This window comes from Staphylococcus sp. GDX7P312P, from assembly GCF_008385775.1.
GTDB lineage: Bacteria > Bacillota > Bacilli > Staphylococcales > Staphylococcaceae > Staphylococcus > Staphylococcus haemolyticus.
In genome coordinates this window covers 1-23,420 of sequence record NZ_VUKI01000055.1, presented here as the reverse complement: position 1 = coordinate 23,420, position 23,420 = coordinate 1, and the positions used below count along the sequence as shown (strand labels likewise).

The window sequence follows — 23,420 nt, the reverse complement described above, 5'->3', positions numbered from 1 at the left end:
AATTAATTATTTTCTTTGTTTCTTTTTCTATTTTTTAAGAATAAGAATAAACCACTGATTAATGCAAAACCTGCTAAAGGTGATTGACGTTGACTTTCTTCACCAGTGCTTGGTAATTTATTAGACTTATTGTTGCTACTTGGATTAGTATTAGAATTATTGCCTAATTTATTGTTATTATTTCTATCTATACCATCGTTACTATCTCTCGGTAAAACTTGCTCACCTTTTGAAACAGTTGGATTAACTTTTTTAATATCTTCAACGGCTTTATTTAAAATTGAATCAACATCTTTATTGGTGATGTCTTTATTTAATTTATCTAAAGCTTTTCTTACAATTTCATCGATTAAATATTTTGCTTTATTTCTTTGTTCATCTGTTAAACCAACTAATTGATCAATTTTATCTTTTTGTTTATTAGCTACTTCTAAGATAATCTTTTGAGCTTCTGGTTTTTTAACGATTTTCACTTTAACTTCTTTTAATTTAGTAGTGAAAGTAACATGAACTTTATCAACATCGTCATTAGTGTTTGCGTTGTCTATTGCTTTATTAGCCTTATCAATTATTTTATCAACCTCTGCTTTTGCTGCGTCTTTTTCTTCTTTAGTTGCATTGTTGTTATTGTCTATTTCTGCTTTCTTAGCTTTCGCTTGATCTAAAAGCGTTTGTTTCGCAACAGATTTCTTAATAGTTTCTGGTTGAATATTTTTAATGATATTACTACTACTATTTTTAGTTTGATCTACTTCGCTATTAGTAGTTCCTTGATCTATGATGTCTTTTGCTTTTTTAGCTTCGTCATCGACTTTTGCTTTTGCTGCCTCTTTTTCTTCCTTAGTCGCATTATGATTGCTATCAATCGCTGATTTCTTAGCTTTCACTAAGTCATCAATTGCTTTTTTAGCTTCGTCTTTTTTCAATACTTCAACTACAACACTATTAATACCATTTGTTCCTTTATCTTTGACTTGATCAACATCACTATTTGTAGATGCTTGGTCTATTGCTTTCTTAGCTTTAGTAACTTCTTCATCAACCTTAGCTTTTGCTGCATCTTTTTCTTCTTTTGTTGCATTAGGTGTTTGATCTATTAAATCTTTTTTAGCTTTTGCTACTTCATCAATTGATTGTTTAGCTTCAGGTTTTTTAACTGTTTCAGGTTGAATAGCAGTTATGGCTGTATGACCATTTTTATTTCCTTGGTCAACTTGGTCATTAGTAGTTGCTTGGTCAATCACATTTTTAGCTTTAGTAACCTCTTCGTCGACTTTAGATTTGGCTACATCTTTTTCTTCTTTAGTCGCATTAATATTACTATCAATTTCCTGTTTCTTAGCTTTGGCTACTTCATCGATATCACGTTTGGCCTCTGCTTTTTTATTTGTTTCAGGTTGAATAGATGTAATAGTTGTAACACCTTGAGTTTTAGCTTGATCTACTGATTCATTTGTTGTCGCATTATCAATTGCTTGTTTTGCTTTTGTTGCCTCTTCATCAACTTTTGCTTTCGCCGCATCTTTTTCTTCTTTTGTTGCTTCTTGATTTTGATCTATTTCTGCCTTTTTAGCTATTAGTTCATCTTCAATTGCTTTTTTAGCTTCTGCCTTTTTAACTATATCTGGTTGAATTGAAGAAATAGTTGTTACACTTGATGTTTTAGCTTGATCTACATCATTATTTGTAGATGCTTGGCTAATCGCTGCTTTTGCTTTAGTGGCTTCTTCATCCACTTTTGCTTTTGCTGCATCTTTTTCTTCTTTAGTTGCTTCTTGATTTTGATCTATTTCTGCCTTTTTAGCTGTCACTGCATCATCGATGGCTTGTTTAGCTTCTGCCTTTTTAACGACTTCTGGTTGGATTGAAGAAATTGTTGTTTCCCCAGTTGTTTTAGCTTGTTCTACATCACTATTTGTAGATGCATGGTCAATCGCTGCTTTTGCTTTAGTGGCTTCTTCATCCACTTTTGCTTTTGCTGCTTCTTTTTCTTCTTGTGTAGCATTTTCATTATTATCAATTTCTTGTTTTTTAGCAGCTACTGCCACATCGATAGCTTGTTTTGCCGTAGCTTTTTTAATAGCCTCTGGTTCAATTGATGAAATAATTGTAGTTTTATTCGTTTTGACTTGATCTACATCATTATTTGTAACGGCATTATCGATTGCTGATTTAGCTTTTGTTACCTCTTCATCAACCTTTGCTTTTGCTGCGTCTTTTTCTTCTTGTGTAGCATTAGAAACTTGGTCAATTGTAGCTTTTTTAGCTGTTGCTGCATCATCAATTGCTTTTCTTGCTGCTGCTTTTTTAATTGCTTCAGGTTGAATTTTGTTGATGGCAGTTATCTCATTATCTCTAGTTTCATGTACTGCATCATTAGTACTAGCTTGTTCAATAAGTTGTTTTGCTTTAGTGGCTTCTTCATCCACTTTTGTTTTTGCTGCTTCTTTTTCTTCTTGTGTAGTCGTATTATCTTGATCGATTACATTCTTTTTAGCTGTAACAGTGTCATCAATCGCTTTTTTGGCTTTAATTTTTTCTATTGATTCTGGTTGGATATTATTAATCGTAGTTATACCAGAGTCTTTCGCTTGATCAACCGTGTCATTCGTTGTAGATGCATCAATTGCTTTTTTGGCTTTATCAACTTCTTCATCTACCTTTGCTTTTGCTGCGTCTTTTTCCTCTTTTGTAGCTGTTGGATGTTGATCAATTTCTTGTTTCTTAGCTGTTGCTGCATCATCAATTGCTTGTTTAGCATTTGCTTTTTTAACTGCATCTACTTGAATACCTGCTATTGTAGCAGTTTCAGAATTTTGTACTTGATCTACATCATTATTTGAATTTGCTTGATTAATTGCTGCTTTAGCTTTTTGTACTTCAGCATCTACCTTAGCTTTTGCCGCGTCTTTTTCATCTTGTGTAGCTGATGGATGTTGATCAATTTCTTGTTTCTTAGCTGTTGCTGCATCATCAATTGCTTTTCTTGCTGCTGCTTTTTTAACAACATCAGGTTGAATAATTGAAATAGCGTTATTACCTAAGTCTTTCGCTTGATCTACACCATCATTTGTTGTTGCTTGATCAATCGCTGCTTTGGCCTTAGTAACTTCGGCATCTACTTTTGCTTTTGCCGCGTCTTTCTCTTCTTGTGTTGCGTCACTATTGTTGTCGATTGCTGCTTTCTTAGCATTAGCACTATCATCTATTGCTTGTTTAGCAGATGATTTCTTAATTGTTTCTGGTTGGATAGCTTCAATAGTTGACACACCAGAAGACTTAGCTTGTTCTACATCACTATTTGTATTAGCTCGATCAATCGCTGCTTTCGCTTTTGTAGCTTCAGCATCAACCTTGTCTTTTGCAGCTTGTTTTTCTTCATCTGTAGCATCAGCAACATTATCAATTGCTGCTTTTTTAGCAACAACTTCATCATCAATTGCTTTTCTTGCTGCTGCCTTTTTAGTAATTTCTGGTTGGATACTAGCAATTGTATTATTACCATTAGTTTGTTCTTGATCAACACTATCATTTGTTGTAGCTTGTGTAATTGCTTGTTTAGCTGCTGAGACAGCGGCATCAACCTTCGCAATAGCTGCATCTTTTTCTTCTTGTGTCGCATCTGGCGTATTATTTATAGCTTCTTTTTTAGCAGTTGCAGCATCGTCAATTGCTTTTCTTGCTGCTGCTTTCTTAACCGTCTCAGGAAGAATTCCAGAAATTATTGTAGTGTTGTTGGTTGTTGCTTCATCTACTGCGTTATTTGTAGTAGCAGCATCAATTGCAGCCTTTGCTTGTTTAGCCGCTTCATCAATTTTGGCTAAAGCTACATCTTTTTCTTCTTGTGTTGCCTCATTGTTATTATTGACTAATGCCTTTTGATTTAAGACTGCAGTATCAATCGATTGTTTCGCATCTGATTTTTTAACTATTTCTGGTTGAATATTGTTAATTGCACTAATACCACGCGCTTGAAATTCATCAACACCATTATTAGTTGTTGACATATCTATGAGTCTGTCTGCCTTTCTAACTTCATCAGTTACTCTTTGAATAGCTGCATCTTTTTCTTCTTGAGTTGCATCACTCATTTGATTAATTAAAGCTTTTTTCGCTTCAGCTGCTTGTTCTATAGCCTTTTTACCATTTGCTTTTTTTATAACAACCGCATCAATAGTATTAATAATATATATACCATTAGTTTGCGCTTGATCTACATCATTATTTGATGTAGCTTGATCAATTAAAGCTTTTGCTTTGTTTGCTTCTTCAGTAGCTTTATTCATTGCTACCTCTTTTTCTTCTTGTGTCGCATCGTAATGACCGTCAATGAATACTTTACGTTGGGTTAAAGCCGCTTCAATTGCTTGTTTTGCTTCAGCTTTTTTAGTAGCCGTTACATTAATTGAATTAATTTGAGAGATACTGCTTTCTTTTAGTGGAGCGATATCATTACTAATAGTTAATTTATCAATTTCAGCTTTATTCTCGTTAAATTTATTTTGTAATTTAGTTAAAGCAGCTTATTTTTCTTCAGTTGTAGCTTCAGTATTACTATTGATAACACTTTCTCTAGCTTTAGCTGCTTTATCTATATCAAATTTAGCTTTTGCTTTCTCTAAGTTAAGTAATAATTTATTGATTTCTGCTTGGTTCTTTCTATCAGTTAATGGTGTAGCATCTGTTTCATTTTTTACAACCTTTGCATTTGTGAGTGCTGTTTGTAGGTTGTTCCATGCTTCTGTAGAATAATCATTTTGATTGACTTGTGCAAGCTCAGTTTCAATCTCACTTATTTTACTATTAATGGCATCTTTATACATATTGACAGTTACAGATTGCGTTGGAGCTATTGTATTACCTTGTCTTTGATCACTCTCAGTAATAATAAATTCATTATTACCACCATATCTTAAGTAGTTGTTGTCACCAGGAGTTTGCACAGCAAGGTCTCTTGAACCATTTTGACGGTTCATGTTAATTCCTTCAGTTTGATAAATTAGATTCGCATTAAAATCCTTTTTAATTGGAACTGTAGTAGGTAATGATACAGTATAAGAAATATCACGTGTAGTACCAGCAGCTATTGGATTAATATTAAGTGTAAGCTCTCTAGTATCTTCATTAAATGTACCAGTTGCATTCTCAGCTGAGACAAAAGTCACCCCTTCAGGTAATACAACTTTATATTGTGTTTTGTTAGAACTAGAGTGACCTTTGTTCTCAATAGAAACATTTAATTTAGCATTTACATCAGGTGAACTATCAGATGTAGAGTTAGCTTGGTATTCAGTTTGAGCTGCACTCACTTTTAAATATGCACCAGTATTAACAGAAACATCCGCAACTACACCACCACCAAAGTTATTAGGACCTTTAAGTAAACGATGTCCATTATAAGTGTCATGACTGACATTCACTAAAGACTCAAATTGTAATCTGATTCTTGAAATGTTTTCAGGTACATTAAAAACACCTTTAAAAATACCGAAAGGTTGGCTACTTGTTTTAGGCGTACCTTTATACAATAATGTTGATGGATTATTAGCATCATATATAAACATGCGTGCACTATTAAACCCTGAAATATTACCTATAGATGAACCTATATAATGGAATTGTAATTCAGAACCAGGTGTAACATCGATATCTTGATATATCGGTCCTACACTATTATCTGGTCTTCCGTAAGATAAATTATCGCTATACTTAGATAATACAGCACCAATTTTGTTATTAGTCTTATCGAATGTGATATAAGTGTATGATGGTAATACTTTTGGTCCCCATACTAGTGGTATTTGTGTTTGTTGGCTATTTACTACTTTCCATCCAGGAATCTTACTTGCTTCATCCATAGCAGATTCTGTAGCTGCTGTAGGAATTTCAGCTCCGTTAGATGTATCAGTAAAGTTACCGTTAATGATTTGACCAGAGTTTGTTTCATTGATAGCCATTGGGTCTTGTTGTGTTTGAGTATTTGAAGTTGCATCATTAGCTTCACGTTTCACTCGTTTGTGAGTTGATGCCGCTTTACTATTCTTATTAGATTCATTGTTATCTAAAATTGGTTGATTTGTGTCAACATTATTACCTTTAACTTTTGACTTATCTATATCTTTGTCAGATATTTCAGTGCTATTTTTATTTTCTGTGCTATTTGTAGTTTGAGTTTTATTTGGAACTTCAATAGTCTCACTAACAGCCTCTTTATTCATAGTAGGGTTAGCATTTATCTTAGATTCACTTTTAGATGAATCTTTAATAGCATCTGATTGATGTTGATTTAAATCCTCCGTATTTTTTGATTCAGTAATTTTTTGTTGAGCTGATTGACTATGCTCATCTAATTCAGCTGCATGTCCTGTGTGAGTGATAAATGCTAGAGTAGCAATCACTGTTGAGAACGTCCCAACTGTAAATTTACGTATACTGAATTTTTGTTTTTTAAATAGATTCATTAAATATCCTCCTTGTAGTCTGATCTTGATGTCTTTGATTTAATGAATTAGTCAAAATATAGTCTGTACACTATTTGACCACTTACGAAATTATTCTATCACTATTAATTATTGTACGCTAGTGTATATTTAATTATTCTTTTAAAAATATTATAAAATATGATCGCAAAAAAAGAGACTGACATATTAGTCAGCCTCTTAATGTTAATTAGATGCTATCAATAACTGTACCTTCAGTACCCCACTCATTCATGCCACCTTCAACATTAATAGCATGTACACCTTGATCTTCTAAATATTTTACAACTTTTGCACTACGCATTCCTGCGGCGCAAATAATATAATAGGTTTCACTTTTATTAAAATGATTTAAGTTGTCAGGAATTTGATCCATTGGAATTGTTTTAGCTCCAGGAATAACTCCCATTGCAGTTTCTTCATCAGTACGAACGTCCACAATATTCACTGGATTAGATTCTAATACTTTTTCTTTTAGTTGATCTACTGTAATAGATTCCATTATTAAAACTCCTTATATTATTATTTTGCAACGATGTTAACAAGTTTTTGAGGGACTGCGATTACTTTTTTAATGTCTTTACCCTCAATCGATAGTTTAACATTTTCATCTTGTAATGCTAATGTTTCCATTTCATCTTTAGAAGTATCTTTAGGAATATTTAATTTTGCTCTTACTTTACCGTTCACTTGTACTACAATTTCAACCTCTGAATCTACAAGTAATGATTCATCATAAGTTGGCCATGGTTGATAAGTAATAGTGTCTTCATTACCTAAACGGTTCCATAATTCCTCACCAATATGTGGCGCAATAGGGGCCAACATTTTTACAAAGCCTTCAGCATATGGTTGATAAATCGTTTCTGCTTTATAGCAATCATTAATAAATACCATTAATTGACTTATTGCAGTATTAAAGTTTAATGTGTTGAAGTCTTCTGTAACTTTTTTAACAGTTTGGTTATACACTTTATCTAATCCATTATCATTATTTTCAACTATTTTATTTGATAATGAACCGTCTTCATTAATGAATAGTCTCCAAACACGGTCTAAGAAACGTCTTGAACCATCAAGACCATTTTCACTCCAAGCAATAGCTGCATCTAATGGTCCCATAAACATTTCATATAATCGTAATGTATCAGCACCGTGTGAATCTACAATATCATCTGGATTAACTACGTTGCCTTTAGACTTACTCATTTTCTCGTTTCCTTCACCAAGTATCATACCTTGATTAAATAATTTTTGGAATGGCTCTTTAGTAGGTACTACACCTAAATCGTAAAGAACTTTGTGCCAGAATCTAGCATAAAGTAAGTGAAGTACAGCATGTTCTACCCCACCAATGTATAAATCTACTGGTAACCAGTGTTTTAATTTTTCTGGGTCAGCTAACATATTACTATTATGAGGATCAATATATCTTAAGTAATACCAGCAACTTCCTGCCCATTGTGGCATAGTATTAGTTTCACGACGACCCTTCATGCCTGTCTTTTCATCAACAACATTCACAAACTCATCGATATTAGCTAATGGAGATTCACCTGTACCAGAAGGTTTAATTTCATCAGTTTCTGGTAGTAAAAGTGGTAACTCATCTTCTGGAACTGTAGTCATAGTACCATCTTCCCAATGAATAACTGGTATTGGTTCACCCCAATAACGTTGTCTGCTGAATAGCCAATCTCTTAATTTATAATTTACTTTTTTCTCTCCAGCACCATTCGTTTCTAGTAATTCAATTGCTTTAGCAATAGCCGCTTCATTATCTAAACCATTAAGTTCTCCTGAGTTAACATGTTGACCTTCACCAGTATATGCCTCTTTATGCACATCGCCGCCTTCAATGACTTCGATAATAGGTAAATCAAATTTAGTTGCAAACTCGTGATCACGTTCATCATGCGCGGGCACAGCCATGACTGCGCCTGTACCATAGCTAGAAAGTACATAATCCGCAATCCAAATTGGTAATTGCTCACCTGATAATGGATTTATAGCATAAGCACCTGTGAAGACACCTGATTTATCTTTGGCTAAATCTGTTCGTTCAAGGTCAGATTTTTTAGATGCGTCTTCTTGATATTTTTTTACTTCTTCTAATTTATCTTCAGAAGTAATAGCATTTACGAGATCATGTTCCGGACTTAATACTAAGAAAGTTGTACCGTAAATTGTATCTGGTCTCGTTGTAAACACATCGATACTAGCATCTTCATTTTCAATTTTAAAAGAAACACGCGCACCTTCTGAACGTCCAATCCAATTACGTTGCATGTCTTTAATAGATTCTGGCCAGTCAAGTTCATCTAAATCTTCTAATAATCGGTCAGCATATTCAGTAATTTTTAATACCCATTGCTTCATAGGTCGTCTATATACTGGATGTCCTCCACGTTCAGAAACTCCATCAACAACTTCTTCATTAGATAGAACAGTTCCTAAAGCTGGACACCAGTTGACAGCAACTTCATCTACATAGGCTAAACCTTTATTATACAGTTGGATAAAAATCCATTGTGTCCATTTGTAATATTCAGGGTCAGTAGTATTTACCTCTCTATCCCAATCATAACTGAAACCTAATTCTTGTATTTGACGTTTAAAAGTTTGAATATTTTGCTTTGTAAATTCCCTAGGATCATTACCAGTATCTAATGCATATTGTTCAGCAGGTAATCCAAAAGCATCCCATCCCATTGGATGAAGTACATTATAACCTTGCATACGTTTATATCTAGACACAATATCAGTAGCTGTGTAACCTTCTGGATGCCCTACGTGTAAACCAGCTCCAGATGGATAAGGGAACATATCTAATGCATAAAATTTCTTTTGTCCTAGATTATCACTCGTTTTAAACGTTTTGTTGTCTGCCCAATAATTTTGCCATTTTTTCTCAATTTCCTTGTGATTATATCCCAAATCTTTTTCCTCCTATAAATAAAAAAACACCTCAAACTATTATTTATTAAAGGGACGACTTTTAGCCGCGGTACCACCCTAATTCACAAAAATTGTGCACTTTATAATAGTAAGAGATGTTTATAATTTAATCGAATAACGGTAAGTTCACTTAATTCTTAACACTAGTTCTCACCACCACTAGCTCTCTGATGAAAAGTACTTAAGTTACTACTCCAATACATTTTAATATTATGAGATTCAAGCACTAATTGCAAGTGGTAGTTACTATTTTGTTTAAACTCATGTATAAATAAAATTCTATCTTGATTGTCGCGATTGATTTCCTTTAGGCAGTCCTTTATCAAAGATTGAAAGGAAAATAATTCCTACAATTAATAAGAACATGATGCCAATGAACATCGCACTCATATTAAAGGTATCAACTAATACCCCACCTATTAATGGACCAAATGCTTTACCAACAGTTGAAGCTGAGTTCACGACACCTTGATATTGACCTTGTTTTCCTTCTGGTGCTAAATAATTAGCTATAGTTGGTACTGCTGGCCAAACAAACATTTCACCAAAAGTTAATATAATCATTCCAATTAAAAATACAGTAAATTGTTCGGCGAAACTAGTTACAAAGAATGAAAGCATAAAAATTAAAATACCAACTAACATTTGATATTTTAAATTACCTTTTAATAAAATAATTGCTGGTCTTATTAACGGTTGAGCAACTAAAATCATAATACCATTCACTGTCCATAATATACTGTATTGCGACATAGAAATATTTAATTCTTGAGTGAATGATGCAATTGTAGTTTCCCATTGAATGTAAGCAATCCAACAAATAGCAAACATTACACACAGTAGTAAGAGTGCAATGAAACGTTTTTTATTTTCTTTACTATGGATATCTAGACTATCAGGTGTTCTTATTTTAGCATGATATTCAAGGTTAAATTGAGTTATCGCTACAATTCCAAACAAGACGTACATAATCAAGTTTGCTAAGAAAATATAATTAAAGCTTAATTCCGCAACGAAGCCACCCATAGCAGCACCGGTTGCTACACCAATATTTTGAGCTAAGTATATTGCATTGAAAGTCGTTCTCCCCCCGTTAGGCCAAACTGCACCAGCCATTGCATATATCGCGGGAACTATCATTCCGCCACCAAAGCCTAACAATACTAACCAAACAGCATACCATGGCCATCCATGGAAGAAGTTTAAAAGCGTAGTACTGATTAAACATGTAACGGTACCGATCATAATTGTTCGATAACCACCTAATTTATCAAACAATGAACCTCCTAGTAAATTTCCGACTACCATTCCGAATGAATTAACCATTAGAACAATCGCAGCAATTGTCAGGCTCTTACCAAGCTCTTCTTTCATATAAATTGTGTTTAAAGGCCATAAAAAGCTAGAGCCAGTTATATTTAGCGCCATGCCGATAACTAGCCACCATACTGATCTAGGTATATTCATATTTTTAGTCCCCTCTTTATATTTTTGTTGAACTACATTAAACACTATAACATTAAAGTATGTTAAAATCTTTACTTAGAACTAAGTTAGATAGAAAGGAAAATGTGTTATGGGTAACTATTTCCCGTATGCCTTTGAAAATAAACGATATCATACATGGAATTACCATTTAAAAAATAAATTTGGTCAAAAGATTTTTAAAGTAGCACTTGATGGTGGATTTGACTGTCCTAACCGAGATGGCACAGTTGCACATGGTGGATGCACATTCTGTTCAGCCGCAGGTAGCGGTGACTTTGCTGGTAACAGAGCTGATCCAATTGAAGTTCAATTTCAACAAATTAAAGATAGGATGCATGAAAAATGGAGTGAGGGTAAATATATTGCCTACTTCCAAGCTTTCACGAATACGCATGCACCAGTAGAAGTATTAAAAGAAAAGTATGAGCCTGTCTTAAAAGAAGAAGGTGTTGTAGGTTTATCTATAGCAACCAGACCAGATTGTTTACCTGATGATGTAGTAGAATACTTAGCCGAGTTAAATGAACGTACTTATTTATGGGTAGAATTAGGTTTACAAACTGTACATCAAGAAACTTCAGACTTAATTAACCGTGCTCATGATATGCAAACTTATTATGATGGTGTTGCTAAACTAAGAAAACACAACATTAATGTGTGTACACATATTATTAATGGACTACCTGGCGAAGACTATCAAATGATGATGGAAACTGCACGTGAAGTAGCTCAAATGGATGTTCAAGGCATAAAAATACATTTACTTCATTTATTAAAAGGGACACCAATGGTTAAACAATATGAAAAAGGAATGCTTGAGTTTATGTCTCAAGAAGACTATACCAATCTAGTATGTGATCAATTAGAAATATTACCACCTGAAATGATTATTCATCGAATTACTGGAGATGGTCCAATTGATTTAATGGTTGGTCCTATGTGGAGTGTTAATAAATGGGAAGTTTTAAATGAAATTGATGATGAATTAGCACGACGCAACTCTTATCAAGGTAAACATTATTCATCTGAGGTAAAGGTTAACTCATGAAATTAGAACGTATTCTCCCCTTTTCAAAAACTTTAATAAAAGACCATATTAAACAAGATAGTATTGTCATTGATGCTACTTGTGGGAATGGTAATGACACGTTGTTTCTTGCACAACAGGTTCCAAATGGTCATGTTTTTGGTTTCGATATACAAGACTCAGCAATTCAGTTAACTTTCGAAAAAGTAAAAGCATTTCATAATGTAACATTAATTCGTGATGGCCATGAAAACATTAAGAACCACATTGACATTAAATTTAAAGGTCATATAGATGCAGCGATATTTAACCTCGGCTACTTACCTAAGGGTGATAAATCAATTGTTACGAGACCTGAAACTACAATAAAAGCAATTAATAGCATTTTTGATTATTTAAGTGTTGAAGGTATTATCGTGTTAGTTATATACCATGGGCATGCTGAAGGACAAATTGAACGAGATGCTTTATTAGGTTTCTTAGAACATTTTGATCAAGAGAAAGCTCATATTCTTAAATATCAATATATGAATCAAGTGAATCACGCGCCATTTATATGTGCGATTGAGAAACGCTAAACCTAACATCATACATCATCTCTGACATAATTTTAAATAACATATAAAATCCACTCCATAGTTTAATTATGGAGTGGATTGTTTTGTCGAAAAATCTCTTTAAATTATATTTAAAACGATATAAACTAAAATATCAAATTGATTAAACACGCATTAATGAGTTTAGACTATTTTCAAGTATTTCATATCGTTTCTTAATAGTAGAAGTAATGAAATTTAGTAGTTCATTTTTAAGTTCTTGCTTCTCTTTATTAAAATGAATAATTACAGTTCGTTCATCATCTAATGGTCTCTCTTTAAATATCCATTCAGATTGAACAAGTTTGTTATATGTACGTGTACGTTTATACGATTTAATATTAACGTAACTATCCATTTCTTTTAACGTCATGGACCCTTTGTCCCATAAAGTTAGTAAAATAAGAACCTCTTCTTTAGTCAAATCATAAGTTTCATAAATTACTTTAAAAATCGAATTGATTTCTTTACACACTTCTTCAAGCTGCAAAATCATAGAAACATTCTCGCCTGCTTGATTATTCATGCTGCTCCCTCCCTAAATAATTGTACACATCCCGATTAAATAATTATAGAATTAACTATCATTATATATTTACCCAATTATTCTCGTTGTAATTAAACAATTTATAATAACTCCCAAAAATTAACTTACATTAAAGCATATGTTAAATTACTTTAAATTTTTATTGGTAATTCAACTAAATGTAATTAAAATTAAAAACATATACTATTTACATTATATTATATTTTTACTTTAATTTAAAATATGTCAACTCATAAATATTGAATTACCTTTGTGCATTAATCAATTGCATTACATATAATTATTTATAAAAAAAAGCCAGAACAGAATTCTAATCGAATTCTTAGTCCCAGCTCCTCAAGGATGACTAGAAATTAAGAAATATTATAAATTATTTCTTAATTTGATCAATTACGACGAATTTGCGTTATAGTAATGAAATATTACTTCATCATACACTCTGATTTTTAAACTTCTTCTATTTCTTCTTCATTTACTACAAAACCCATTGTATTCACACTATTATTTAAAAACGTCAACACGTAACGCATCACTTGATCACGTTCAGGTTCATTATGAATTTCATGATAGAAGCCTTCCCATACTTTAAAATAAAATTCATTAGAGTTTAAATTATTTTTAAGTTCATTGAATGAGCGTAATTCCAATAATTTATCTTCAGTTCCATACATTAGTAACGTTGGCATAGATTGTATATCTTTGAAATGTTGAACTGTATCTTTCATTGTTTCCAACACAATGTTATACCACTTGTAGGTTACTTTTCTTAACATTAATCCATCTTGCTTAGTTTCTTCAATAACTTCATCATTTCGCGTTAAATCTTTAGTTTCAATACCTAATTTGAATCGTGCGTCCTTAGAACCTTTACCTACATTTGAAATTAACATATTTTTACGTGTCTTATTATTTCTTTTAAATTCTAACAATGGAGAAAGGAGTAACATACCCTCGATAGGTAATTCTGTTTTTTCAAGTACATTTAATAAAATTAATCCACCTAGTCCAACACCCATGACAAAAGTAGGAATCTTGTATTCATTAGCAATTCTAACCCATTCTATTAGTGTTTCATGATAGATATCAAAATGCTCAAGTTGTCCCTTGTTTGCTCTAGAAGTTTGACCTTGACCAGGTAAATCACCCATTATAACGTGATAGCCATTGCGTCTTAACATTGTAATGACGTACGCATATCTGCCAGTGTGTTCTAAAATGTTATGTACTATAACCACGACACCTTTAGCATCGTGTTCAGTTTCCCATTTCCACATATGTATAATTCCTCTCTAACTTATATTTCAATAAATGTATTATATCAGATTATTGGTTAGGACTGGTGTAAATCTTAGAGACAAAGTGATTACAAATTTTAGTTCGATATTGTAATTCTACCTTTTTTTATAGTATTCAGATAATTGAAAACGCTTTCTACAATTACCTATTCATGCTAAACTATTATTAAATTATAAGTTTTATGTAATATGGAGGAATGGGATATGTCACTTTTTAAGAATTTTTTTATTGCATTATCAAATAGCACTTATTTAAATGAAACAGCAAAAAAAGTAGGTCCTAAAATGGGTGCAAATAAAGTTGTGGCTGGTAATACTATCGAGCAATTAATTGACACAATTGAGAGACTCAACGATAAAAACATAGCTGTTACAGTTGATAATCTTGGTGAGTTTGTAGGAACGGTTGAAGAGGCTACTCAAGCTAAGAATGAAATTTTAGAAGTTATGCAAGCTATTAAAGATTATAATGTTGATGCTCATATGTCTGTAAAATTAAGTTCTCTTGGTGGTGAATTTGATACTGAGCTAGCTTATAATAATTTAAGAGAGATCCTACTTAAAGCCAACGAATTTGATAATATGCATATTAATATCGACACTGAAAAATATGACAGTTTACAGCAAATTGTTGAAGTGTTAGATAGACTTAAAGGGGAATTCAGAAACGTTGGAACAGTAATACAAGCTTACCTTTATGATGCAATTGACTTAATTGAAAAATATCCTAATTTGCGCTTAAGATTAGTTAAAGGTGCATATAAAGAAGATGAACAAATTGCATATCAAACTAAAGAAGAGATTGATGCAAATTACATAAAAATCATTGAGAAACGTCTTTTAAATGCGAAAAACTATACATCAATCGCTACACACGACGATCAAATAATTAATCACGTTAAACAATTTGTTAAATCACATAATATTGATAGAGATCAATTTGAATTCCAAATGTTATACGGATTCCGTAGTGAGTTAGCTGAGGATATTTCTCGACAAGGATACCATTTCACAATTTATGTTCCTTATGGCAATGATTGGTTCGGTTACTTCATGCGTAGATTAGCTGAACGCCCTCAAAACCTTGCTCTTGCATATCAAGAATTTGTTTCAACTAAAACATTGAAGAAAATTGGTCTTTTCACTAGCCTAGGCCTTGGAGCTGCATTTATTATTTCTGGTTTCACAAAATTATTAAAAAGATAAAAAAAATAATCCTCGACACTGCTAATGCTTTGTCGAGGATTTGTATTTTTAATTAAAATTGTTTTAATAAATTTGCCATTTCAATAGCACTTACTGCTGCTTCAGCACCTTTATTACCCGCTTTAGTTCCAGCTCTTTCAACCGCTTGTTCAATACTTTCAGTGGTTAATACGCCAAATATAACTGGAATATCGCTTACATCATTTGCCTTTGATACTCCTTTAGCAACTTCATTACATACATAATCATAATGAGATGTTGCACCTCTAATTACACAACCTAAAGTGATGACTGCGTCATATTCACCTTTTTGAGCTAGTTTTTTAGAAACTAAAGGAATTTCAAATGCACCAGGTACATAAGCAACATCTATATTACTATCTTCCACACCATGACGAACAAGTGTATCTTTTGCACCATCTAATAATCGGTTCGTAATAAAATCATTAAATCGACTTACAACAATAGCTACTTTTAGATCTGTTCCTACTAATTTACCTTCAAAATTCATCTTTATTCCTCCTAAATTAAATGTCCCATTTTTATTTTTTTAGTATTCATATAATCATGATTATGTTCTGTTTCAGCTACAATAATTGGTGTGCGGTCCGCAACTTTAATACCATACTCAGATAATTCCTCAAATTTTTTAGGATTATTACTTAACAAATTCACTTGTTGTACATTGAAATAATTTAAAATTTGAGCAGCTATATGATAATCCCTTAAATCTTCGTCAAATCCTAAAGCTAGGTTGGCAGTTACTGTATCATGACCTTGTTCAATCAATTCGTATGCTCTTAATTTATTGATTAACCCTATGCCTCTTCCTTCTTGAGGCAAATAGATGATCATGCCACCATGCTCATTAATATATTTCATCGCTGATTCTAGTTGTGCACCACAATCACATCTTTGACTATGGAAAATATCACCTGTTAAACATGCAGAATGAATACGCACATTCTCTGTGGCACGTGCTTCTCCTTTAGCAAGTACAACAATTTCTTCTTTAGTTAATGATGATTCGAATCCATACATTTCAAAAGCTCCATGATCTGTCGGCATATTAACTTTTGCTTTTAACTCAACACCAGTGCCTTTGTCTTTTCGATAATTAACTAAACTTTCAATAGTAATCATTTTAAGACCATGTTGATGTTTAAACGCTTCTAGTTGCTCACCTTTAGCCATTGTCCCATCTTCATTCATGATCTCACATATAACACCTGCTGGAGCTGCTTTCGTTAATTTCGCTAAATCTACAGCTGCTTCTGTATGACCAGTACGTTCCAACACACCGTTTTCTTTAGCTATTAGTGGAAAAAGATGTCCAGGTTTATGGAAATCTTCGGGCTCAGATTCTGGATTAATTAAAGCGCGTGCCGTTGCCATTCTATCAAATGCACTTATACCGGTTGATGTTGTAACGTGATCGATACTTACTGTGAAATTAGTTCCAAAACCATCCGTGTTATGTTCTACCATAGGCATTAGATTAAATTTGAGTGCCAAGTCTTTACTAATTGGTGCACAAATTAGCCCTCTACCTTCTTTAGCCATAAAATTAATAGTATTATCATTCATCCATTGTGTTATAGCTACAAGATCTCCTTCATTTTCACGATCCTCGTCATCCACAACAATAATACTTTCACCACGTTTTAAAGCACTTAATGCATCCTTAATTTCGTCAAATTCCATCTATAATTACGCCTCCTAAAAGCCAAATGCTTTTAACTTATCTAATGTAAGCTCTGACTCATTTCTACTTACCATTCGTTCAACATATTTAAAAAGAACATCCGTTTCTAAATGAACTTGGTCGCCATTGTGTTTAGAAGATAAAATCGTTGAACGTCTTGTTTCAGGTATTAAATGAATATCAAAACTATCATGTCGTAAATCGAAAATTGTTAAACTCACACCATCCACAGTAATTGAACCCTGTTTGACCATTTGATTAATGATATTAGAAGATGCTTTAATCGAAACTATCCTTGAATTAGGTGTTTCCTTAACTTGTGTTATAACACCTTTGTCATCAACATGACCTAAAACAAAATGGCCTCCAAAACGTCCATTTCCTGACATTGCTCTTTCTAAGTTGACTTCATCATTTTTATTGATTTGAGATAGATATGTTTTATCTTCAGTACCTTTTATAACTTGAACAGAAAAATAATTACTTGTGAAGTCAATCACTGTTAAACAAGCTCCATTCACACTAATAGAGTCACCGATATTCATGTCTTCTGTGATAGTTTGACAAGCTATATCCAATGTTCTAACCGATTGATGTGTACGAATATTTTTGACAGTACCTATTTCTTCAACAATACCTGTAAACATAAGTTGTCACTTCTTTCGCAAAATCATTTTTAAATTTTGATTAATTAACTCAGTAGAAGAAATTTCAAATTGAGTGGTTTCATTTAAATCAATAATATCTGTAGTTTGATAGAATTGATTTTTTCCAGAACCACCTATTATTTTCGGGGCGTAATAAATAATAAGTTGATTAGTAAAATCAGTTTGGAGAAATTTAGAAGTTATACGAGGACCAGCTTCAATTAATAATGAACCAATACCTCGCTTATAAATATCTTTAAGAATATCTTTTAAATCGCATTTATCTATACAGATAACCTTTATGTTTCGATTTGGACTTTCAAGCGTTTGATTTTCAGTGTAAATCCACACTTCACTCGACGAATCTTGAAAAAGTTGTTTCGTAAAATCAACATTGCCACTTTTAGCCAGCACTATCCGGATTGGATTTTTTCCACTTGGAATACGAGTCGTGTAAAGTGGGTTATCAGCATTAATTGTGCCATTTCCTGTCAACACAGCATCATGCGTATGTCTTAAATGGTAGACATCTTGTTTGACTTCTGAATTAGTAATCCATTTACTCTGACCTAAATCTGTTGCTTGTTTACCGTCTAATGATACAGACACTTTCATCGTAATTTCAGGGATTTGCTCTGACTTAGCTTTAAAAAAGTCTTTATATAAGGCAGCTGCTTCTTCAGAGTATTGATGTTCTACATCAATCCCAGCTTGTTCTAAAATAGCGTCCCCTTCAGAAGGTAATGTCGTATCTTTAACAGCGTAAATAACTTTGCTTAGTCCAAATTCAATAATTTTGTTCACACATGGTGGTGTTGAGCCAAAGTGGGTACATGGTTCTAGCGAAATATAGATTGTTCCACCTTTTGCTTCCTTTCCAGCCATATCAAGTGCTTGTACTTCCGCGTGCTTCTCACCTTGTTTTAGATGAGCACCGAGTCCAACTATTCGGCCGTTATTAACAACGACCGCACCAACTGGAGGATTGATACCCGTTTGTCCTTTAACCATTTGTGCGAGTTGTATAGCGTATTTCATAAAATTACTCAATAAATCACCTCATAATTAAAACTCCCTATACCAATAAAGTGCTTAAAGGCATAGGGAGATCAAATGTATATTCAAATAAGCTTACAACATTAGTAAATGTGTATGCTAAATAACCGTCATAATTATCAAATAATGACGTCTCATTCTTTCTCCCATCCAGACTTTCACTGTCGGCTCTAGAATCTCACTAGATCAGCCATCAAAGTTATTACCTTTCACTTTGACAGGTCGCAGGCTTATATTACTGCCGGTTGGGAATTGCACCCCGCCCCGAAAGAATTCATATGAAATTGTGATTGTTTGAGTTAACGTAGTTTAATAACTACAACATTAATCATACGCTTATTGTTAAAAAAATACAAACCGTCAACACTACATATTATTTAACAGAGTAACTAATAATGGAATTTAGTTATTTAAGTGTAAATGTCTACATTAAGAGCTGAAATGGTCAAATTTATTTTGGTTTTCGTATAAATAATTTACAGAATTGACCGCTTGATCAACGATCATCTTCACTCCATTACGCAATTTATTAACGCCATTAGTTACTTGCCCAATAGCTATCATATTGTTGAGAGTTCCATATCTTGGACTTATGACTTGATTGGTTTCTGGAATAATTTGTATACCTCCCATTGGATGTGGTTGAACAATTTGTCTGTTTTGGAGATTAAGAATAAGCTGATCTTCCTCATCTAAATCTGATAAATGTGTTTTTGATCCAGTCGAATTAATAATGACATCATATGGATAATAATCATCATCATTGTTGAATTTCAATAAATAAAGGTTGTCTTTATAAGTAATATCTTCTAATCCACTTTTAACAATTAATGATTGATTATTTATTAAGTCTATAATTAATTCTGCAGTACGAGGTGGCATAGGGTTAGAATTTAATTGGATAATTTTTGAGAAACGATTATCAAAGTCTTGCTGATCTTCTCGACTAAAGCTATTCCATATCCAGTTTAGATTTTCTTTAATATTTTCAATTAAACTTTGAAACACACCAATTTCATCGGGTCTATCAAGATCATACTGTAAATCTTGAATTGTATTTCCTGTGCGACGATATACTAGTTTCTCTAAATCAATATTATGATCTTTACATTCTAATTGGAATAATTCAAAAGCTAATTCTAAAGGTACATTTCCATAATATTGCGACTTCAATTCATTAAACTTTTGCTTAGTTAAATATTTAAACTCAACATCTATCATATTTCCTCTAACACTAGGTAAATGTGCTGAGCGACTAGTCATAGTTATTGGTAATTTAGGATGATGTGTAGCCACGTATCTAACTACATCTAAACTGGCTAATCCAGTGCCTATAATTGCAATATCGTCTGATTGAGACACTTCATCTAATGTATTATATGTAGGATAAGGTGTTTGAATATAACCTTTATTCCCTTTTAGTTTATATGGATCATGATATGCAAATGTACCAGTCGTTAAGAATATATAATCATACTCTTTCCATTGACTCATATCTTCTGAAGTACATACATAATATTTTAATGTAGTCTCATCAACTTCTGAATTTGTAAAAATTTCGCGAACTGGATGCTTAATAATGGTTAAATTATCAAATAACAAGTCGTAGTTAGATAGGTATGACTTCATATAATGACCAAATACAAACCTAGGAAGATATTTAGGATTATCGAATTTAAATTCTGATTGTTCTTGATACCATTTCCAGAACTCTTCATCATCATCCAAATTTAAACTCATTTGCTTAGTTGGCAAATTAATTAATAATTGGCTACTGTCATTTTGAAAAGGTACACCCTGCCCCATATTCTTATCATGATCATATACATCAACTTCTAGATTTTTAAACGCTTCATTTTTGACTAATTGCCTTAGAACACTAACACCTGCTGTGCCCATCCCTATAATTGCTACACGCATATATTCATCATCCTTTTAATTTTCTCTATCAAGAATTTTTAATAATTTAATTATATCAATATCATAATTTGCTTAAAATAATTTATACTTATGTGCAATTAGCATTCTCCATTTTTCTTTATCCTATATTGATATGTTAATATTGAGTTAATGAGGTGAACTAAAATGAAATTTCTCTTAAAAGTTTTCGTCGTATTTGTTATAGCATTTAGTTGGATAACTCGAAAAAATAAAGCCGAATAAATGTTTGTGAACACAAATTATATTAAAGAAAAAGCCAACGTCATCACTTGCTTGAAACAGTGTGATCGTTGGCTTTAGTTTACTTACAATTATTTATTTTTGATGTTTATTATCATCTTTGTATACGTATAATTTAAAATATTTACCTTCTGTTTTCATCTCTTTATAGAAATCTGCGATGATTTGAGCATTACTTTCTGCCCATTTAATATCAGTAGCATATTGATGTTCACCTGGATTTTTAGGATTCCATCTCATACTGTATAGCGTATTTTGATCATCATGTGATAGGAAGTGTTGGTGAATAAAATCAGCCCCACCTTTGATGGCTTTTTCTGGAGTATCCCAACCGTGTTTTTTTGCGTATTCTGAACCAGTTTTAATAGGATCACTATCGAGAGCACCTACACCATAGAAGTTATAATATTTTTTACCATCAATTTCTACACCATTGGCTAATTCACTTTTAACTGAACCAGTTTCTAATAAAGCATGAGAAATTAAATAAACTTCATTCACATGTTTCTCCTTAGCAGCACTAATAAATGCATCAGTATGCTTTAATAACATAGGTCGATCGAATAACATACGCTTAATACGGTTTTCATCAATACCTTGATATTTAGATAAATCTAAAAATTGATACCTTTGTTTGTCATCATCAATGAACTTACTACTGTCCATTGCAGCTTTTATTTCATTATCTGAAGCATCTCTCCAAGCAGTATTATTCTTGTTAGAGACTTGTTGACTTGTGTAATTATCAATTTGTTTATCGGCAGCTTTATTTAGTGTAACGTTTAAATGCTCTACTTTTTCTTCTTCATTTACTTTTTTAAAGAATATTTGATCTGAAATCATAGTAAAGAAAATAAAACCTGCTGCGACTAAAACAATCAATAACCCCACTAGGCTAATAATTGAGCCTTTTTTGTGCTTCGTCATATTCACACCTCTTAGGTCAATGTTGTTTTTTCTTTAAAATCTTTATGATAATAAAGTTTAACATTATTAATTCTTATAAACAATTTTATACTTGCAATGTTACATATTCATAAAATAAAAGTAATCAAAATGAAACTTTGCAAAATAAAAAGTAATGAAACATATAGAATTTCATTACTTGATTCTATAAAGCATAACTATTTATTGTTAGTTATCTTTGCGATAATCCATCATGATAAAACTAGCTGCTTGAGATCTATTCTTGTAATAATATTGATTCAAATCAACTGTTCCTTCTATTTCACCATCTCGATACATCATTTCATTTGTGAAATTATTAATCATTACAAATTCAGAACGATCCCTAATTATGTCTAAATCATCATTTCTTGCAAAAAAATGCTCTAGATTTAAATGTGCGTAATCCAAATTTATACCTCCCACGTTACAAATTGACTAGAACTTAAATATATTTATGAATGTTAGGTATGTTCATAATTAATTGTCGCATTACTGAGTTACTTATGTCTTAAACCATTATTTTGCATACTTTCATTATTCTATGTTTACTATTTAACACCCTTTTTTCAAATTACGCAAATGATAATTTAAATAAGTTAGTTTAAATTTTAGATATCCGGAAATTTTGTTTAAGTGCTTAAACTAGGAGCGAATTCCAAATACAATGAATTTTGATGACATATATCATAAATATCATAGAATTATTCATTATTTGTTAAAACGTTATTACGTCAAGTATAATTATGATGAATTTTATCAGTTATTGCTTATTAAACTGTGGCAATTATCTAAGAATTACAATAAGAATTCAAATATTTGTTTATCCTCTTATCTCTATCAACGGCTCAATTTTTACTTAATTGACTTATTTAGAAAAGAAAATTTGAAACCAGAAATAGTTGAAGTCGATGATTTACAAACTCCTCAAATTCCTTCTATTAATAGAGAAACAACTTACTTCGACTATAATGACATTTCCAAAATTTTAAATGCACAAGAACTCGCATGGTTTAACTATTTTATTCAAGGCTATAAACAATTCGAAATCGCCGACTTAATGCATGTCTCTTTATCGAGTATTAAAAAGTATAAATCCTCTTCTATAAAAAAGCTCACCGATTACTATTTTAAAGGTGAATAATATGATTCCACACAATTCTTACCATTTGCTTTATATTCAAACATTGCAACATAGTGATCATAAAACTAAATGCTGCTTTTCAACTTATGACATGGTGCTACCTTTTCCAATTAAAAAGGTACTAATTTAGGCTCTACGTCAAATCG

General features: G+C 32.2%; 18 protein-coding genes, 1 riboswitch and 1 other annotated feature. Of the genes, 4 read left to right on the top strand and 14 right to left on the bottom strand.

What is annotated here, in order from left to right; genetic code table 11:
- Positions 1-2: 2 nt before the first annotated feature.
- From F1592_RS12520 to F1592_RS12505, 5 genes are all read right to left on the bottom strand, one after another.
- On the bottom strand, positions 3-4,406 hold the full coding sequence (locus F1592_RS12520; RefSeq protein ID WP_223197248.1) for a DUF1542 domain-containing protein: 4,404 nt from the start codon (positions 4,404-4,406) through the stop codon (positions 3-5).
- 117 nt (positions 4,407-4,523) lie between these two features.
- Entirely contained in the window at positions 4,524-6,461 is a 1,938-nt protein-coding gene (locus F1592_RS13870) for a SasC/FmtB family protein (RefSeq protein WP_223197247.1), read from the bottom strand.
- A 208-nt stretch (positions 6,462-6,669) separates the two neighbouring features.
- A complete protein-coding gene (locus tag F1592_RS12515; protein ID WP_037552296.1) occupies positions 6,670-6,981 on the bottom strand; it encodes a rhodanese-like domain-containing protein in 312 nt (103 codons plus the stop codon).
- A 20-nt stretch (positions 6,982-7,001) separates the two neighbouring features.
- A complete protein-coding gene (leuS, locus tag F1592_RS12510) occupies positions 7,002-9,416 on the bottom strand; it encodes a leucine--tRNA ligase (RefSeq protein ID WP_053018787.1) in 2,415 nt (804 codons plus the stop codon).
- A 47-nt stretch (positions 9,417-9,463) separates the two neighbouring features.
- Positions 9,464-9,649, bottom strand: a binding site (T-box leader).
- A gap of 67 nt (positions 9,650-9,716) precedes the next feature.
- Positions 9,717-10,904 carry an MDR family MFS transporter gene (locus F1592_RS12505; RefSeq protein WP_037536918.1) on the bottom strand — a complete coding sequence of 396 codons (1,188 nt, stop codon included), beginning with the start codon at positions 10,902-10,904 and terminating at the stop codon, positions 9,717-9,719.
- 109 nt (positions 10,905-11,013) lie between these two features.
- Here F1592_RS12505 and mnmL point away from each other — a divergent pair, with 109 nt between their 5' ends.
- Entirely contained in the window at positions 11,014-11,973 is a 960-nt protein-coding gene (gene mnmL / locus F1592_RS12500; RefSeq protein WP_037536920.1) for a tRNA modification radical SAM protein MnmL/YtqA, read from the top strand.
- Entirely contained in the window at positions 11,970-12,530 is a 561-nt protein-coding gene (gene mnmM, locus F1592_RS12495; RefSeq protein ID WP_053016772.1) for a tRNA 5-(aminomethyl)-2-thiouridylate-methyltransferase MnmM, read from the top strand. Before mnmL ends, mnmM begins: the two co-directional genes overlap by 4 nt.
- A gap of 142 nt (positions 12,531-12,672) precedes the next feature.
- Here mnmM and F1592_RS12490 read toward each other — a convergent pair whose 3' ends face one another.
- On the bottom strand, positions 12,673-13,074 hold the full coding sequence (locus F1592_RS12490) for a transcriptional regulator, SarA/Rot family (protein ID WP_037536923.1): 402 nt from the start codon (positions 13,072-13,074) through the stop codon (positions 12,673-12,675).
- Between the two features lie 467 nt (positions 13,075-13,541).
- Positions 13,542-14,369 (bottom strand): alpha/beta fold hydrolase, encoded by an 828-nt coding sequence (locus tag F1592_RS12485; RefSeq protein ID WP_149809578.1) that lies wholly within the window; start codon positions 14,367-14,369, stop codon positions 13,542-13,544.
- A 225-nt stretch (positions 14,370-14,594) separates the two neighbouring features.
- On the opposite strand from F1592_RS12485, the gene F1592_RS12480 reads away from it, so the two are divergent.
- Entirely contained in the window at positions 14,595-15,596 is a 1,002-nt protein-coding gene (locus F1592_RS12480; protein ID WP_053016775.1) for a proline dehydrogenase family protein, read from the top strand.
- Between the two features lie 52 nt (positions 15,597-15,648).
- Here the strand turns inward: F1592_RS12480 and ribH are convergent, their stop codons facing one another.
- The 7 genes from ribH to F1592_RS12445 all read right to left on the bottom strand — a co-directional run bounded on the left by ribH (position 15,649) and on the right by F1592_RS12445 (position 22,541).
- Positions 15,649-16,107 (bottom strand): 6,7-dimethyl-8-ribityllumazine synthase, encoded by a 459-nt coding sequence (gene ribH, locus F1592_RS12475; RefSeq protein ID WP_011275457.1) that lies wholly within the window; start codon positions 16,105-16,107, stop codon positions 15,649-15,651.
- An 11-nt stretch (positions 16,108-16,118) separates the two neighbouring features.
- Complete coding sequence (gene ribA / locus F1592_RS12470) at positions 16,119-17,300, bottom strand: GTP cyclohydrolase II (RefSeq protein WP_149809577.1); 1,182 nt, start codon at positions 17,298-17,300, stop codon at positions 16,119-16,121.
- Positions 17,301-17,315: 15 nt separating this feature from the next.
- Positions 17,316-17,948, bottom strand: coding sequence for a riboflavin synthase (locus tag F1592_RS12465; RefSeq protein WP_053016780.1), 633 nt, complete (start codon positions 17,946-17,948; stop codon positions 17,316-17,318).
- Between the two features lie 6 nt (positions 17,949-17,954).
- A complete protein-coding gene (gene ribD, locus F1592_RS12460) occupies positions 17,955-18,998 on the bottom strand; it encodes a bifunctional diaminohydroxyphosphoribosylaminopyrimidine deaminase/5-amino-6-(5-phosphoribosylamino)uracil reductase RibD (RefSeq protein ID WP_149809576.1) in 1,044 nt (347 codons plus the stop codon).
- A 140-nt stretch (positions 18,999-19,138) separates the two neighbouring features.
- Positions 19,139-19,280: riboswitch (FMN riboswitch) on the bottom strand.
- 153 nt (positions 19,281-19,433) lie between these two features.
- Entirely contained in the window at positions 19,434-20,924 is a 1,491-nt protein-coding gene (locus F1592_RS12455; protein WP_149809575.1) for an FAD/NAD(P)-binding protein, read from the bottom strand.
- Between the two features lie 336 nt (positions 20,925-21,260).
- Positions 21,261-22,112, bottom strand: a complete 852-nt coding sequence (gene sagB, locus F1592_RS12450) for a peptidoglycan release complex glucosaminidase SagB (RefSeq protein WP_053016785.1) — start codon at positions 22,110-22,112, stop codon at positions 21,261-21,263.
- A 207-nt stretch (positions 22,113-22,319) separates the two neighbouring features.
- A complete protein-coding gene (locus F1592_RS12445) occupies positions 22,320-22,541 on the bottom strand; it encodes a hypothetical protein (protein ID WP_011275450.1) in 222 nt (73 codons plus the stop codon).
- Positions 22,542-22,797: 256 nt separating this feature from the next.
- On the opposite strand from F1592_RS12445, the gene F1592_RS12440 reads away from it, so the two are divergent.
- The gene (locus tag F1592_RS12440; RefSeq protein WP_053016787.1) at positions 22,798-23,274 is read left to right on the top strand and encodes a sigma-70 family RNA polymerase sigma factor; all 477 of its coding nucleotides are present in this window, start codon (positions 22,798-22,800) and stop codon (positions 23,272-23,274) included.
- Positions 23,275-23,420: the final 146 nt, after the last annotated feature.

Excerpts from the sequence above, each read along its gene's own strand:
- F1592_RS12455 (WP_149809575.1), bottom strand. The coding sequence starts at position 20,924 with ATGCGTGTAGCAATTATAGGGATGGGCACAGCAGGTGTTAGTGTTCTA.
- F1592_RS12505 (WP_037536918.1), bottom strand. The coding sequence starts at position 10,904 with ATGAATATACCTAGATCAGTATGGTGGCTAGTTATCGGCATGGCGCTA.
- ribA (WP_149809577.1), bottom strand. The coding sequence starts at position 17,300 with ATGGAATTTGACGAAATTAAGGATGCATTAAGTGCTTTAAAACGTGGT.
- mnmL (WP_037536920.1), top strand. The coding sequence starts at position 11,014 with ATGGGTAACTATTTCCCGTATGCCTTTGAAAATAAACGATATCATACA.
- F1592_RS12515 (WP_037552296.1), bottom strand. The coding sequence starts at position 6,981 with ATGGAATCTATTACAGTAGATCAACTAAAAGAAAAAGTATTAGAATCT.
- F1592_RS13870 (WP_223197247.1), bottom strand. The coding sequence starts at position 6,461 with ATGAATCTATTTAAAAAACAAAAATTCAGTATACGTAAATTTACAGTT.
- mnmM (WP_053016772.1), top strand. The coding sequence starts at position 11,970 with ATGAAATTAGAACGTATTCTCCCCTTTTCAAAAACTTTAATAAAAGAC.
- ribH (WP_011275457.1), bottom strand. The coding sequence starts at position 16,107 with ATGAATTTTGAAGGTAAATTAGTAGGAACAGATCTAAAAGTAGCTATT.
- F1592_RS12465 (WP_053016780.1), bottom strand. The coding sequence starts at position 17,948 with ATGTTTACAGGTATTGTTGAAGAAATAGGTACTGTCAAAAATATTCGT.
- sagB (WP_053016785.1), bottom strand. The coding sequence starts at position 22,112 with ATGACGAAGCACAAAAAAGGCTCAATTATTAGCCTAGTGGGGTTATTG.
- F1592_RS12440 (WP_053016787.1), top strand. The coding sequence starts at position 22,798 with ATGAATTTTGATGACATATATCATAAATATCATAGAATTATTCATTAT.
- F1592_RS12485 (WP_149809578.1), bottom strand. The coding sequence starts at position 14,369 with ATGTGGAAATGGGAAACTGAACACGATGCTAAAGGTGTCGTGGTTATA.
- F1592_RS12480 (WP_053016775.1), top strand. The coding sequence starts at position 14,595 with ATGTCACTTTTTAAGAATTTTTTTATTGCATTATCAAATAGCACTTAT.
- F1592_RS12490 (WP_037536923.1), bottom strand. The coding sequence starts at position 13,074 with ATGAATAATCAAGCAGGCGAGAATGTTTCTATGATTTTGCAGCTTGAA.